Below are 15,511 nucleotides of genomic sequence, written 5' to 3' on the forward strand. Positions count from 1 at the left end.
GATGAAATACGGTATTCTGATGTGACAAAACCTGAATCCTTTATAGTTGAAGTCTTTGTTAGCACTTACATTTTAACTATTTTGGACTCAGGTTTTTTATTTAAGTCAAACTATGGGACAGCAGTGGGCTAAATGCCCCTTTTTTATACTCGATTATTGATGATTAGCTACTTCGACCGAGCCGCAGGTTTCAGCTTAATTTGCATACTTTCTTTGATCACTTCCATCACAGGATAACTACGCGTTTCCTTGATACCAGGTAGCTGCCAAAGCACCTGCCCTGAAATTTTTCTAAATTCTTCCATATTTGCACAGCGTATTTTCACTACAAAATCAAAACCACCGCTGATCATGTGACATTCTACGATTTCTGGAATTTGACGTACTGCATCCGAAAAATCTTCCAATACATTGGGCGTGGTTTTATCTAGTAAAATCTCTACAAAAACCACAAATCCATTGTTGAGTAAGACCGGATTTAAACGTGCTTCATAGCCTAAAATAAAGCCTTCTTTCGATAACTTTTGCACACGTGCCAACGCCGCAGTGGGTGATAAATTCACCATTTCTGCAAGCTTAATATTGGACAATTTTCCGTCTTCTTGCAGCAGCTCTAAAATTCGAATATCTATACGGTCTAAGCTCAAATATGGGCTAGTCATCTGAATTTTTCTCTAAATATTATTAAAACTATAGTGAGTTATTCGCTAAATATTCTGTGATGATAAATTAAATAAAGGATCAAGCTCAAGATTTATTTGCTCGTCATAGAACTTTGACACGGAAAATTGAAACATGAATGGAAAAGTATTTGAAGTCACGGGAAGCGATGACTACATCACTGAATTTAAAGACAAGAATAGCTTTGAACAATCGATTAATACAGCATGGCGTCGTGCTGAAACTGAGTGCATTGAAAACTTATTAGCATACAGTGAAATCCCTTCCCCGATCAGCGATCAAATTCAACAATTGGCTTTTGACTTAGCCCATTCATTACGTGAACGTAAAAGCGGTACAGGTAAAGCAGGCATTGTACAAGGCTTGCTACAAGAGTTTTCATTGTCTTCTCAGGAAGGCATTGCGCTCATGTGTTTAGCTGAAGCGCTACTCCGTATTCCAGACAAAGCAACACGTGATTTACTGATCAAAGATAAAATCAACCAAGGTAACTGGAAAGATCATGTTGGCCAAAGTAGCCTCATGTTCGTAAATGCTGCTGCTTGGGGATTAATGCTGACGGGCAAACTAATGGAAACCCCTCAACAAAAAAGTCTGTCTAGCCTACTCACCGGTATTTTAGCACGCAGTGGACGTGGCATTATCCGTAAAGCTGTAGACGTGGCTATGCGCATGATGGGTGAACAGTTTGTTACAGGTGAGACCATCAATGAAGCACTTAAACATGCAGAAATATTAGAAGACAAAGGCTTCCGCTATTCATATGACATGTTAGGTGAAGCAGCATTAACTGAACCTGACGCAGAACGTTATTATCAAGACTATACCGATGCGATCCACGCGATTGGTCAAGCTTCTGAAGGTAAGGATGTTTATAACGGAGCAGGCATTTCGATCAAATTATCTGCCCTACACCCACGCTACCAACGTTCACAGATCGACCGTGTGCATAACGAGCTTTATGGCAAAGTGCTAGAACTTGCTGTATTAGCCAAGCATTACAATATTGGTCTAAACATTGATGCTGAAGAAACTGACCGCCTAGAAATTTCTTTGGAACTACTTGAGCGCCTGTGTTTTGAGCCTAAATTAGCGGACTGGAAAGGTATTGGATTTGTGATTCAAGCCTACCAAAAACGCTGTTTCTATGTGGTCGACCATATTATTGACCTCGCTAAGCGTAGCCAAAAACGTTTAATGATCCGCTTAGTGAAAGGTGCATACTGGGACAGCGAAATTAAGAAAGCGCAAATTGAGGGTATGAGTGACTATCCTGTATTTACGCGCAAAGTTCATACCGACCTATCTTATATTGCATGTGCTAAAAAACTCTTGGCTGCACCTGAGCAAATTTATCCTCAGTTTGCAACACACAATGCGCAAACTGTTGCTACGATCTACCAATTAGCACAGCCAGAGCTTTACTATCCAGGCCAGTATGAATTTCAGTGCCTTCACGGCATGGGTGAACCCCTCTATGAACAAGTGGTGGGTTCGAATTCTGACAACAAACTGGGTGTGCCTTGTCGTATTTATGCACCAGTGGGTAACCATGAAACCTTATTGGCCTATTTAGTTCGACGTTTACTGGAAAATGGTGCGAATACCTCTTTCGTCAACCGTATTGCAGATAAAAATTTAAAAATTGAAGATTTAATTGAAAATCCAAGACAGACGATATTAGCGACGGCTGAAAAAGAAGGTATCACTGGCGCTAAGCATCCTTCTATCCCATTTCCGCAAGATTTGTATGGCACAGAACGTCGCAACTCAAAAGGACTCGATTTAGCCAATGATCGCGACTTATCTCAGCTCAATACCACGGCAGTACAGCATGCACATACCCAGTGGCATGCCAGTGCAATGGGCGCTAATTTAGAAGAAATTCATACAGCAAGTATCAACATTACCAACCCTGCAAACCGTAGTGATGTGGTCGGCAGTGTCAGCGAAGCCAGTTTAGAACAAGCGGAAATCGCTCTCAATAATGCGGTAAATGCCCAAAGTTCATGGAAAACTTTAGACAAAGATCAGCGTGCAGCATGCTTAAACCGTGCGGCGGATTTGATGGAAGCACAATTGCAATCTCTGATGGTGTTGTTGTCACGTGAAAGTGGTAAAACTTATGCCAATGCTATTGCTGAAGTCCGTGAAGCTGTAGATTTCCTACGTTATTATGCAGCTCAAATAATTGATCTAGCAGAGAATACGCAAATTGAACCCCTAGGTACTGTGCTGTGCATTAGCCCATGGAACTTCCCGCTTGCTATTTTCACAGGTCAAATTGCTGCAGCCTTGGTTGCAGGTAATACCGTGATTGCCAAGCCTGCTGAACAAACGCCTCTGATTGCTGCTCAAGCTGTACATATTTTATGGGAAGCAGGTGTTCCCTTCGATGTATTGCAACTTCTCCCTGGCCGTGGCGAAACCATTGGGGCCAAACTCAGCGCGGACTCACGTGTCCAAGGCATCATGTTTACAGGCTCAACGGAAGTCGCACGTATCTTGCAAAAAACCGTTGCACAGCGCTTAAACCAATTTGGCGAAAGTGTGGTTTTGATTGCTGAAACTGGTGGTCAAAATGCCATGATTGTTGACTCATCAGCATTGACAGAACAAGTGGTATTGGATGTCGTTAACTCTGCCTATGACAGTGTAGGTCAACGCTGTTCTGCCCTGCGTATTCTCTGTGTGCAAGAAGATAATGTGGACGTAGTCCGTACCATGTTACAAGGTGCGATGAAGCAACTTCGTGTCGGAAATCCTGCACTTTTAGCAACTGACATTGGCCCAGTGATCGACCTTGAAGCACAACAAAATATTGAAAAACATATTGAGAAGATGCGTAGCAAAGGCTATCCAGTACATCAAATCATGTTTAATGCTGATGGCAATGCCTTAAGTACGGGAACTTTCGTTGCACCAACTTTGATTGAACTGCCAAATTTAAATGATTTAGAACGCGAAGTTTTTGGGCCAGTATTGCATTTAATCACCTACAAATATGGTGAGATTGAAAACCTATTAACGCAAATTAATGCCAAAGGTTATGGTTTAACCATGGGCTTGCATACACGTATTGATGACACGATTCAAAAAGTTATCGGTCATGCAGAAGTCGGCAACCTGTACATTAACCGTAATATTGTAGGCGCTGTGGTTGGTGTACAACCTTTTGGCGGCGAGGGCTTATCAGGTACTGGTCCAAAAGCGGGCGGTCCTTTATATCTTTACCGTTTAATGCATCAAGTTTCTGAGAAAAAACTAGCTTCACCGTATGCAGCTCATGCAGAAACGCAAGCTGCACACTTCCCTGCATATGAAGCTTTTAACACTTGGGCGAAGCAGCATTTTTCAGGCATTGCTATTCAAACACCGCAGGCCATAGCTGCAGGACAAAGTTTTGAACTGCAAGGCCCAACTGGTGAAAACAACCAATATGCCATTTTGGCACGTAAAGGTGTGCTTTCATTGGCTAATAATGATGCAGATCAACTGAATCAAATTGCTGCGATTTTATCGGTGGGTAGTCAGCCCGTCGTACTTGCAGACAATACTTTTGTGTTGAAACACTTAAATAGCATGCCAAAAATCCTCGTGGACCAATTTAAAGTGATCACGGATATTTATCATGGCAATTTTGATGCAGTTTTACATCATGGTGAAAAAGCCGAGTTGTTGAAAATTCAACAGGTTATCGCTTCTCGTGAAGGTGCAATTATTGGCATTACGCATTTAGCTTCAGGCCAATATGACATCCCTGTAGAACGTTTTGTGATTGAGCGTGCAATCAGTGTCAATACAGCGGCAGCCGGTGGTAATGCCAGCTTAATGACGATGAATTAAACATTCGAATGAACTCCAACTAATCAGTTCCTCACTTAGCTCAATCTTTATGAATGTTCCATAAAGATTGAGCGTTTTTTTAACTACCCCTAGATAAATATTCTGTTTAGCGCATTCAGACTCATTTTCTCGACAGATAAATACAGCCAAAAGTGGAATTAATTTAGTCTTATAAGGTGAATTTTGCTAACATGACTTTTTTTAATATGTTTGCGATTTTTTACTGCATATGACTTCAACTTATCAGCAACAACTTGATGCCAAAGTTGCCCGCATTACGGCTCAATTTTCAGAATACAACCCTCCCTCTTTAGAAGTTTTTCCTTCTGCTGAACAAAACTTTCGTATGCGAGCGGAATTCCGAATTTGGCATACTGAAAATGATATGTTCTATGCAATGTTTGAACGCAATGCAGACAATGAAAAACAAGTTGTAGAAATTAAAGATTTCCCGATTGCAGATAAAAGCATTAATGATTTAATGCCCGTATTATTAAATGAACTTAAGGCCCAAGAGATCTTATCGAGCCGTTTATTTGAGGTTCATTTCTTAGCGACGCTGAAAGGTGAAATGCTGGTTTCATTGGTTTACCGCTGCCCGCTCAATGCTGAATGGGAAGTTGCTGCCAAAGCGCTGTCTGAAAAGCTCAATATCAAGATTTATGGTCGTAGTCGTGGTCAGCGCGTGATTTTGACTGATGACTATGTGATTGAAGAACTCCAAGTGTTTGACCGTAAATATCAGTACAAACAAATCGAAAGTAGCTTCACGCAGCCCAATGCCGGCGTATGTCAAAAAATGCTGGAATGGGCGTGTCAGGTTGCGGATCACTCAGACAAAGACTTACTTGAGCTCTACTGTGGTAATGGTAATTTCACGCTGCCACTTTCTACACGCTTTAATCGCGTTTTGGCAACAGAATTAGCCAAGTCTTCAGTCTATGCAGCACAGTGGAATATTGAGCAAAATGGCATTGATAATATCCAAGTGGCTCGTCTTTCAGCTGAAGAGTTTACCCAAGCCTACAATGCTGAACGTACATTCCGCCGCCTTGAAGAAGCTGAGATTGAAATTTCAAGCTATAACTTCGATACGGTATTTGTCGATCCACCGCGTGCAGGTATCGATGATGAAACACTAAAACTGTTGCAACGTTTTGAACGCATTATCTATATTTCATGCAACCCAGATACTTTACATGACAATCTTAAACTGCTTTCACAAACGCATAAAATCAGTAAATTTGCCTTGTTTGATCAATTCCCTTATACACACCATGTAGAGTCTGGTGTGTTTCTTGAGAAGATTTAAACAAATTATTTCAAGTCATGTTATTGTCATAAAAGGAGCTTTCTAAAAGCTCCTTTTTTATATGCTAAAAAAGCTTTATTTTCTCGCCACATGCAGTGCAATAGATGCCTTTTTATATCAATTAGGCAAAGATTCTAAAAGTCCAATCGAAAAAATGATCATTCAACTGGCTAAAATATCACTTTAGTAGTCTTGCTTTATTTATTGGATTGGTTATATTTCGTCCTATGTTAGGTCGCAAATGAAGGCTCTATGAGTTTTTGGCATAAGTTGTTCGCTAAAGAACAGCAAAACGGGCATAAGAATCAAATTGCCTGTGTTGAAAATGATTGCTCTTGTAAAACCAATGAACAGCTTATTGCTGCTCTTACAAAGGCAACGGATGAAGATGTTATCCTCGGTATCAAAAAAGTACTCGCTTCGCGTGGTTATAGCCGTAAGGAATTAAATGAAATCCAGCATCTACCTCTACAGTAGAGTCTGAACATTCAATGTTCAAACAAGGCATTCTGTTTTACAGAGTGCCTTTTTCATTTTTTAGTCTAATCAAAAGTATGCCGCTTATTTACAGATCAGGTTTTGTGGATTGGCCACATCGCTATTTACAGCTTTTATGCTATGCTCCAAGGCAACTCAGTGATGTCTAATTTTTAAACACACGACAATAAAACCTAATATTGCTCAAATAAAAAGCAGATAACCACTAAACTGGATTGATATAAAAACTAAAGGAATGAACATGAATAAATTAACAATTTGCCTAATCGCCTGCTGCATACTTAGTCTAAGTGCTTGTAGCCAAATTCCCAAAGAATGCGAAGAATCTTGGGACAAACTCGAAGCCTTATCGAAACAAATGGGCTTAAACGAAGAGCAAATCAAAGAACAGAAAAAACAGTTTGAAGAAAGTATTAAAAAACAATCTAAAGAACAAGCCATTCAAATGTGCCAAACCCAAAGTACCTTTTTAGGTTTAGTCGGCAAATAAACAGTAGTTGCTATCAATCTAAAGACTGTATACATGAAGCCCGACCATTCGGGCTTTTATTGTTTGCATTGAAATGCTGTTGTATACGCTACAATTGGCCCTAAAGCTTTCAAACTTGAATCATGTCTATTCAATGCTTGAATATCTGCACTAGACACAGATCCATCTAAATACAAGGCATTGTTAATCGATAATTGCTGCTTAAAATATTGTGCAAATGCATAAAACGACACGCCTTCACGACTGATCACAAAATACAACTTGCCGTTTTTGATCCCCACACCATTGCGGATTTTCAATGAATCTGACTGTGGGATAAAGTTTGAATTGATTTTTCCATCTACCACTAGCATCGGGCCTGACTGCGTCGCATAACGTGCATTAAAATTTGTGGAAGCATATTTTTGTGTAGTTAATATCACCGCTTGCTTGTCATTCCATGCTAGAACACCATTCGGCTGAATTAAGAAATTGCCAAAGCCTCGTGTTGCACGATTCAAGGCTTTTTTCTGCAGCCCATTTTCAACGTAAAGACCAACAGGCGCTAAATCTGCATGATACATCCCTGCATTCATTGCGAAGTTCATCGTATTACATTTACGCGCTAATGCCTGCTTTAAACGCTGTAAGTCTCGATATGGCTGCTGCTCTGCATTATATAAATAGAGCTTCAGTTGACTCAGATCCGAAATTTCAACCACATCCACGGCAATGGGCTGACTGACACGTTTCGCTTGAATATTGGCATAGGAAATAGTCGGTGAGAAAATCAGACCGAGCAGCATCATAAAGCGCATTTTTTTAAACATTGAGGTTGATTGAACACCAAGCATGACCCTATCCATAGCGTGCGTTAAAAATCGAACAAATTTTAGCTAAATCATCGCTAAAATAGTCGATTAATTCACAGATTAAAAGTAGACTAATCTTTAAAAATAATTCGGATTTAAAGTAGGACTGGTAAATTCATGCACGTGCAGAAAGATGGTTTTCCTCTTGGAACACATCTTATTGTTAAACACTTCGGTTATAGCCATCATGGCATATATGCCGGCCGCGGTAGAGTCATTCACTACTCTGGTTTTGCACACCTTTTCAAAAAACATCCAATTGAAATGACTTCGATCGAAAAATTCAGCCACGGCAAAAAAATTATCGTTCAGTCATATAGCAATCCAAAATTTAAAGGTCGTAAAGTGGTGCGTCGTATGCGCTCTCGCATGCATGAAAACAACTATCATCTGATTATTAATAACTGTGAACACTTATGCACATGGGCTATTACCGGCGTTGAAAGTAGTCCTCAAGTGTTCCGTATGATGAACCGACTCACCACGATTGGCTATGTCAGTTCTCTGATGAGTTTTATGAGCAGTATGATGCTGACCGTGACCACTACTTGCTTTGCACTGGTGTTCTATATCAAAAAGAAACTGCGCGAAAAAGCCAAAATGCAGATGCCGGTTTATACCTATTTAAAGCGTGAAGAACATAAAAATCGTTAATTCACTGCAGCAGCATTGAACCGTGGCTTTATCAAATTTCAATACATCAGCACATTGCTTAGAAATACTGCGCTAATACACAAGCTTTTCCTTACGGCGTATCAGATGTCATGCTTAATTTTGGTCACTCTTCACATTGCTAAAAGTTCGCATTGCTAAAAGGTGGAAATTTATCTTCAACCAAATTGCTTTGCAGGCCATGTTCTAAATAAATTTTGGCTGCATCCAAAACCGTTGTAAAACCACCTGTACTATCGATAATAAAATCAATTAATGCCTGACCTTGCAGAGGAATCTTTGAATTTTTGATACGAACGTAGGTTTCCATCGGGCTAATCTGCTCAAAAATAAAATCGACTTGAGTTTTTGGTTCTCCCCACTGTATTTGAATTAATTTGTTTTCCTTAATACTCAGCACGTCTACATCGGCGACTGCATTATATTTCTGCCAAGTCCATTGCACGGTTTTACCTTCTTCTAGATAGCCACTCGATGCACTAAACCAAAAATGCTGTGTTATTAAAGGATCAACAAAAGCATTAAATACGATATTGATGGACTTACGAATTAACATCTGGGTTTCAATCACGACACTCATCAGCATTCCTACAGTATTTTAATTTTATTCAGTGATAGCACAGAGAACTGATCATTGCCTACCACTGAATTGTTATTGCCCTATTATGCTGTATGTTCTGTAATAAATGCTGATGTCACTAGCGTGGGATTCTTCTCTGTAAATTGCCCATTCCAATAGGGATAGTATGGATAAGGTGGATACACTGCACTGACTGCGTCTAATCGGGCTAACTGCTCTACGCTTAACGACCAATCTTTCGCCGCAAGGTTATCCAACAGTTGCTGTTCATTACGTGCGCCTATCAAAATGCTAGAAACTGTCGGTCTGGTTTTCAGCCAATTCAATGCAATCTGCGGGATAGAGTGCCCTGTTTCCATGGCTATTTCTTGCATTACATCTAACACCGCATATAACTTCTCGTGTCGAACTGGCGGTGCGAATTGTGCTGTTTCATGCAGCCGACTTTGCTTTGGAATCGCATGCTCACGATCAAATTTTCCTGTTAATCTCCCCCAGCCCAACGGACTCCAAACTACTGCACCAATGTGTTGATCATGCTGCGCAGGCATCAACTCCCATTCATAGTCACGTCCAATCAAAGAATAATAGACTTGATGCACACTTAGCTTTTCATAGCCATGCTGTTGGGCAATCGACTGTGCTTTCATAAGCTGCCAGCCTGAAAAATTCGATGCACCGATATAGCGAACTTTTCCACTACGTACCAAGTCATCTAAACTGCGCATCAGCTGCTCAAGTGGCGTCGTGCTATCAAACTGATGCAGCTGCAGCACATCAATATAATCTGTGCCTAACCGCTTTAAACTCGCCTCCACGGCTTGAATTAAATAGCTTCTAGAATATCCACCTTGATTGATTCCATCATTCAATCGGATACCCACTTTGCTGGAAATAATCACCTCTTGGCGTTTTGATTGAAGTAATGCACCGAGCATCTGCTCAGAGGCACCATTTGAATAAGCATCTGCGGTATCGAAATAATTCACGCCTTGATCAATACAGAGATCAATCATGCGCTGAGCATCATTTAAGCTCGCTTGCCCCCATGCAGAGAAAATTGGGCCTTGCCCGCCAAATGTACCTGCTCCAAAACCAAACTCTGAAACTTGTAGGCCAGATTGCCCTAGATTGTGATAGTTCATGGTGATTTCCTGTGTTTTATTTATACACAGAATAGGTACAGATATTTATCAGAAAAACCCTGAATATCGAGAAAGACTTTATTGATTATATTGATAATGCTAACTGAAGATTTCGACTTATTTACACGAATGGCGGCACTGGGTTCAATCAGTCAAGCCGCTAAAGAAGCCAATCTCTCTGTTTCTGTCGCTAGTAGCCGTCTACACAGACTTGAACATAGTTTAGGGCTGCGCTTATTTCATCGCACTACACGGCAGCTACATTTAACACAGGAAGGTGCTGTTTTATTGCAGCAAGGTTTTCCCTTATTCGAACAATTTAATTCTCTCCTGAGCCAATTTCAGCCTGAACCACAACAACTCAGCGGCGTATTAAAAATCACATGTTCAGAAGTTTTTGGAAATCGTATTTTAGGGCCAGTATTTGCAGCCTTTGCCAAGTTGCATCCAACATTGACTTTGGATATTGAACAGACCGATCAAAATTTAGATTTGGTCTCCGCAGGTTTAGATGTTGCGATACGTATTGGACAGTTAGAAGACTCATCACTGATTGCTAAACCGCTCAGCTTAAACCGTCGTATTTTGTGTGCCTCGCCTAGCTATATCGAACAACATGGCGAACCTCACTCCCTAGAAGAGCTCTCCATGCACCAATGCATTTTGCAGAAATACCCTAAGGGTGTTTCGCAGCATTGGACATTTTTCCAAGATCAACACAGCATAAAAATACCCGTTTCAGGGCAATTTCATATCAACTCAGGCGAAGGCATACGCCAAGCAGCACTTGCAGGTTTAGGCATTTCGAACCACTCTATCTGGCATGTGGATGAAGATTTACAATCTGGCCAGCTCATCCAAGTTCTACCCAAGATCCCTATTCAAAGTACTGCAATCTATGTGGTAATTCCGCATCGACATTTTGTTCCGCCTAAAGTACAGGCTTTTATGCGACACTTGGACGATTATTTTCAGCATCAATATGCTTGGTACGTATCGCCGAATTTATCTGAAAATTAGGCCAAGAATTTATCTTAAATTACTGTTAAAAGTCTTAATCAGCGGCGGAAGTTCAACTTCTAAGCTGCTATACATTTCACGCTCAATGTTTCGTACAATTGAGTCCAACGGTAAATCATTTTCCTGCAAGCCAAAAGGCTCTTCCAGTTCTGCACTTAACGCATCCAAACCTAAAAATAAATATGCAATCAAAGCCACAATGACAGGTGTCCATATCCCTAAACTGGCCTCTAGGCTAAATGGCAAAATCAGACAAAATGAATACACTGCACGATGTAAAAGCACCGAATAGGAAAATGGTAATGGCGTGGTCATGATACGGTCACAGCCTGCATGGATATCACCCATCGCTACGGTATGACGTGTAAGCGTGCTGTAAATAATGTCTGTAATCTGACCTTGTTTATAGGTTTTGACTAAATCTTTTTGAATAATTTCAAGTAAATACTGTGGTGCATTGATATTGTCTCGGCATTGCTGCCATTGCTGATCCGTCAAAGCTACGCCGTCTTTAAAATGTGCAATATCTTGTGATTCATAGCGTAAGCGATCACGTAACAAATTGCAAAACAGCATGATGCGGTACATCAACACGGTTCTTTGCTCATCTTCAAGTACATGGCTATCACGAATCATGTGGCGTGTATTGGCAATCAATGAGCCCCAAAGCTTGCGCCCTTCCCACCAACGGTCATAACAGGCAGTATTTCGAAAGCTCAAAAAAATCGACAGAATCACCCCAAAGATGGTAAATCCGATGGCTGGAACTTCAGGCGTATTCAGGTAGTGTGCAGCGCTTAGATACACCAAAATCGCCGACAAACTCACGACGACAGCCAACGCAGGCATGACTTTTGGGAGTATCGTGCCATGCCATGCAAATAAAAGTTTAAAGCTATTATTTTTATTTCGAATGATCACTTATTTCCCCTCTGTACTGCCTAAATGAACCATCTCAAGCATGAAAAAAGCCCAACCGAAGTTGAGCTTAATCTTAACCTACTTGATCTTAACCTATTGGGGATTCAAAGATGAATCCCTTTAAAAACTAAGATTTTATTTACCCGGTTTAAAACTGTCTTTCAAATCTAAGATGCGGTTAAACACTGGTTTTTCAGCTGTATGATCAAACTGATCTGCAACAAAGTAACCTTCACGTTCAAATTGGAAACGATCTTCAGGTTTTGCTTCTGCCAATGCAGGCTCAATGACCGCTTGAACCACTTTAAGTGATTCTGGATTTAAGTTTGCAAGGAAGTCATCACCCACTTCAGGGTCTGATTCAGTGAATAAACGGTCGTAGATACGAACTTCCGCAGCAATACCCTTGCTTGCAGAAACCCAATGTACAACACCTTTCACTTTACGGCCTTCAGGGTTTTTACCTAAAGTTTCAGGGTCGATTGAACATTTCAATTCAACCACTTCACCGTTCTCGTCTTTAATCACTTCATCACACTTAATCACATACGCATGACGTAAACGCACTTCACCGCCCGGAATAAGACGTTTAAAGCCTTTAGGCGCAACTTCTTCAAAGTCTTTACGATCAATGTAAATGTCTTGAGTCAACGGAATGATACGGTCACCCATGTCTACATTTGGATGACGTGCATGCACCAAATCCATTGCTTCAGGCAAGTTAGTTAAAGTCACTTTGAGTGGATTCAACACTGCCATACCACGCGAAGCAGTATTTTCTAAAGACTGACGGATGCAGTATTCAAGCATTGCAACATCTACGATACTGCCATCGACTTTAGTTACACCTACACGTTTACAGAAGTCACGCAGACCTTCTGGGGTAAAGCCACGACGGCGCATACCCACAACGGTAGGCATACGTGGGTCATCCCAACCATTCACAAAACCACCTTCAACCAATTTACGTAATTTACGTTTAGAGGTAATGGTGTAATCTACATTTAGGCGGCTTGATTCATACTGATGTGGTACAGATGGTGATTTAACTTTCTCGACAACCCAGTCATAGAATGGACGGTGATCAACAAACTCTAGTGTACACAGTGAATGCGTAACCCCTTCAATGGCATCTGATAATGGATGCGCATAGTCGTACATTGGGTACATTTTCCATTTATCACCAGTTTGGTGATGTTCAGAATGCAAAATACGATACAAAATAGGATCACGCATATGGATGTTAGGTGAAGTCATATCAATTTTGGCACGTAGTACTGCCTGACCTTCTCCCAACTCACCATTACGCATTTGTTCAAAACGCGCTAAGTTTTCTTCTACGCTAGCATCACGTTGCGGCGAGTTTTTACCCGGCTCAACAAAATTACCACGGTTCAGTTTGATTTCTTCAGGGCTTTGCAAATCCACATAAGCATCACCTTGTTCAATCAATTGAACTGCCCAAGCGTAAAGCTGATCAAAATAGCTCGATGCATAACGTGGCTCGCCATTCCACTCAAAACCTAGCCATTTCACGTCATTGGCAATACCGTCTACATACTCTTGCTCTTCGGCATCCGGGTTTGTATCGTCAAAACGGAGGTTACATAGACCTGCGAATTCTTGAGCAATACCAAAGTTTAGGCAAATAGCTTTTACATGACCAATATGTAGGTAGCCATTTGGCTCTGGTGGAAAACGTGTTACAACTTGTTCGGTACGACCTGCAGATAAATCATCTGTAATGACTTGACGTACAAAATCTAAGCCTGGCTGTTGTTCCTGCTGCGCAGCTTCGACAGGGGCATTGTTCTTGGTTGTCGGATTGTTAGGCAGGGATGAAACAACATCGTTTGGCTTCATGGTAATAAAATCACTTCTATAAAGATAAAATTAGGATAATTAAAACGCTTTTCTTTATTTTTAACAAAGAAAGTAACGTTTTTACTTGCCTTGTAGTTTACAGTTTGCTTATGCTTCTCACAACCAAAAAACCCATGGCTTTCATGTCCATGTACAGGAGATTACACAATGAGTTTTCCTCAAGTCGAATTAAACACCAATAAAGGTCGTATTGTTCTTGAGCTTAACACTGAAAAAGCACCTAAAACTGCTGAAAACTTCTTACAGTATGTTCGCGATGGTTTCTATGACGGCGTGATTTTCCACCGTGTTATTGATGGTTTCATGATCCAAGGCGGCGGCATGGATGAAAACTTCAAAGAAAAAACAACTCGTGATTCTATTGAAAACGAAGCTGACAACGGTTTAAGCAATGATGTTGGTACGATCGCTATGGCACGTACTCAAGCACCTCATTCTGCTTCAGCTCAATTCTTCATTAACGTTAAAAACAACTCCTTCCTTAACCATACTGGTAAAACAGCGCAAGGTTGGGGCTATGCAGTATTTGGTAAAGTAGTTGAAGGTCTTGACGTTGTTGACGCAATCAAAAGCGTTCGCACTGGTAACCGTGGCTACCACGCAGACGTTCCTCTAGAGAACGTTGTAATTGAATCAGCTAAAATCATTTCTGAATAATTTTTAAATTCTCCACAACCCTCCTTTAATAAAGGAGGGAGTTTCAATATGAAATAAATGTCGGAACTCCTCCCTTTTCCAAAGGGAGGCTGGGAGGGATTTTTAGAATAAGGAAAAGATTCGTGACCTATTTGTTTATCGCTGATTTACATTTGTCACCTGAACACCCTCGACTCGTTCGGGGGTTTTTAGCTTTGTTAGAACAATACAAAACTCAAAATACCCAGCTGTATATTTTAGGTGATTGGTTTAATGCTTGGATTGGTGATGACTTTACTGCCCCATGGTTAGATGAAATCATTGCAGCGCTAAAAGATTTTACTGCTTTGGGAAATCAAATTTATTTCCAAGTAGGTAATCGTGACTTTGCATTGGGTCAAAAGTTTTTAGATATATTTCACGGTCAATTATTACAAGACGTGGATTGTCTCCACATTGGCAACTATAAAATTCGCCTTGAACATGGCGATTTACTTTGCACTGATGATGTGTCTTACCAAAAGTTTCGTAAAGTGATTCGTAATCCTTTCCTTTTAGGTTTCTTAAAGAGCTTACCGCTTAGCATTCGACAAAAAATCGCCAATGGCTTCCGCAAAAAAAGTACAGAAACCAAGCAAGTTAAATCCTATGACATTATGGATGTAAATGCCGAAGCTGTAGAAAAAGCTTTAGAGCAAGCCGATCTACTGATTCATGGACATACCCACCGCCCCCAAATACATGATGTGCATGGTAAACACCGTATCGTTTTAGGGGACTGGCGTGCAGAACAAGCTCAAATATTAGAGTTTGATGAAAGCCAATCTGTGAGCGATTTAAAATTAAAAATTTGGTCTTACTAGTCCATAGCTTTCTAATCGTTAGCCTTTAGAAAAACTCACCATCATATCTGATTAATGTACGTATCCAGACAATGCAAACGTGGACTTTTAATTAAGCAAAAAAAAACAGCAG

At 40.6% G+C, this 15,511-nt stretch carries 14 protein-coding genes; 8 read left to right on the forward strand and 6 right to left on the reverse strand.

What is annotated here, in order from left to right:
* Positions 1-167: 167 nt before the first annotated feature.
* On the reverse strand, positions 168-662 hold the full coding sequence (locus tag FTT85_RS13935; RefSeq protein ID WP_180183795.1) for an Lrp/AsnC ligand binding domain-containing protein: 495 nt from the start codon (positions 660-662) through the stop codon (positions 168-170).
* Between the two features lie 133 nt (positions 663-795).
* Between FTT85_RS13935 and putA the strand changes: the two genes are divergently transcribed.
* The 4 genes from putA to FTT85_RS13955 all read left to right on the forward strand — a co-directional run bounded on the left by putA (position 796) and on the right by FTT85_RS13955 (position 6,827).
* Entirely contained in the window at positions 796-4,527 is a 3,732-nt protein-coding gene (gene putA / locus FTT85_RS13940) for a trifunctional transcriptional regulator/proline dehydrogenase/L-glutamate gamma-semialdehyde dehydrogenase (RefSeq protein ID WP_180183796.1), read from the forward strand.
* Positions 4,528-4,756: 229 nt separating this feature from the next.
* Positions 4,757-5,839 (forward strand): tRNA (uridine(54)-C5)-methyltransferase TrmA, encoded by a 1,083-nt coding sequence (gene trmA / locus FTT85_RS13945; RefSeq protein ID WP_180128105.1) that lies wholly within the window; start codon positions 4,757-4,759, stop codon positions 5,837-5,839.
* A gap of 252 nt (positions 5,840-6,091) precedes the next feature.
* The gene (locus FTT85_RS13950) at positions 6,092-6,316 is read left to right on the forward strand and encodes a hypothetical protein (RefSeq protein ID WP_078188679.1); all 225 of its coding nucleotides are present in this window, start codon (positions 6,092-6,094) and stop codon (positions 6,314-6,316) included.
* Between the two features lie 262 nt (positions 6,317-6,578).
* Positions 6,579-6,827 carry a hypothetical protein gene (locus FTT85_RS13955; RefSeq protein ID WP_111883726.1) on the forward strand — a complete coding sequence of 83 codons (249 nt, stop codon included), beginning with the start codon at positions 6,579-6,581 and terminating at the stop codon, positions 6,825-6,827.
* Between the two features lie 56 nt (positions 6,828-6,883).
* On the opposite strand, the gene FTT85_RS13960 is transcribed toward FTT85_RS13955, so the two are convergent.
* Positions 6,884-7,660 carry a phosphodiester glycosidase family protein gene (locus tag FTT85_RS13960; protein WP_257220784.1) on the reverse strand — a complete coding sequence of 259 codons (777 nt, stop codon included), beginning with the start codon at positions 7,658-7,660 and terminating at the stop codon, positions 6,884-6,886.
* 135 nt (positions 7,661-7,795) lie between these two features.
* Here FTT85_RS13960 and FTT85_RS13965 point away from each other — a divergent pair, with 135 nt between their 5' ends.
* A complete protein-coding gene (locus FTT85_RS13965) occupies positions 7,796-8,332 on the forward strand; it encodes a lecithin retinol acyltransferase family protein (protein WP_078193494.1) in 537 nt (178 codons plus the stop codon).
* 139 nt (positions 8,333-8,471) lie between these two features.
* Here the strand turns inward: FTT85_RS13965 and FTT85_RS13970 are convergent, their stop codons facing one another.
* Both FTT85_RS13970 and FTT85_RS13975 read right to left on the reverse strand, forming a co-directional pair.
* Positions 8,472-8,930, reverse strand: coding sequence for an SRPBCC domain-containing protein (locus tag FTT85_RS13970; RefSeq protein ID WP_372491103.1), 459 nt, complete (start codon positions 8,928-8,930; stop codon positions 8,472-8,474).
* An 83-nt stretch (positions 8,931-9,013) separates the two neighbouring features.
* Entirely contained in the window at positions 9,014-10,075 is a 1,062-nt protein-coding gene (locus FTT85_RS13975; protein ID WP_180183797.1) for an aldo/keto reductase, read from the reverse strand.
* A 96-nt stretch (positions 10,076-10,171) separates the two neighbouring features.
* Here FTT85_RS13975 and FTT85_RS13980 point away from each other — a divergent pair, with 96 nt between their 5' ends.
* A complete protein-coding gene (locus tag FTT85_RS13980) occupies positions 10,172-11,095 on the forward strand; it encodes a LysR family transcriptional regulator (protein WP_180078428.1) in 924 nt (307 codons plus the stop codon).
* Between the two features lie 9 nt (positions 11,096-11,104).
* Here the strand turns inward: FTT85_RS13980 and FTT85_RS13985 are convergent, their stop codons facing one another.
* Together FTT85_RS13985 and FTT85_RS13990 are read right to left on the reverse strand one after the other, a co-directional pair.
* The gene (locus FTT85_RS13985) at positions 11,105-12,016 is read right to left on the reverse strand and encodes a bestrophin family protein (protein WP_180078426.1); all 912 of its coding nucleotides are present in this window, start codon (positions 12,014-12,016) and stop codon (positions 11,105-11,107) included.
* A gap of 135 nt (positions 12,017-12,151) precedes the next feature.
* Positions 12,152-13,879 (reverse strand): glutamine--tRNA ligase/YqeY domain fusion protein, encoded by a 1,728-nt coding sequence (locus FTT85_RS13990; protein ID WP_180183798.1) that lies wholly within the window; start codon positions 13,877-13,879, stop codon positions 12,152-12,154.
* Between the two features lie 168 nt (positions 13,880-14,047).
* Here FTT85_RS13990 and FTT85_RS13995 point away from each other — a divergent pair, with 168 nt between their 5' ends.
* Positions 14,048-14,557 (forward strand): peptidylprolyl isomerase, encoded by a 510-nt coding sequence (locus FTT85_RS13995; RefSeq protein WP_078193500.1) that lies wholly within the window; start codon positions 14,048-14,050, stop codon positions 14,555-14,557.
* Positions 14,558-14,679: 122 nt separating this feature from the next.
* Entirely contained in the window at positions 14,680-15,399 is a 720-nt protein-coding gene (locus FTT85_RS14000; protein ID WP_180183799.1) for a UDP-2,3-diacylglucosamine diphosphatase, read from the forward strand.
* Positions 15,400-15,511 lie beyond the last annotated feature (112 nt).

It is taken from the genome of Acinetobacter sp. YH01020, from assembly GCF_013420275.1.
In the GTDB taxonomy this organism is placed as follows: Bacteria; Pseudomonadota; Gammaproteobacteria; order Pseudomonadales; family Moraxellaceae; genus Acinetobacter; species Acinetobacter amyesii.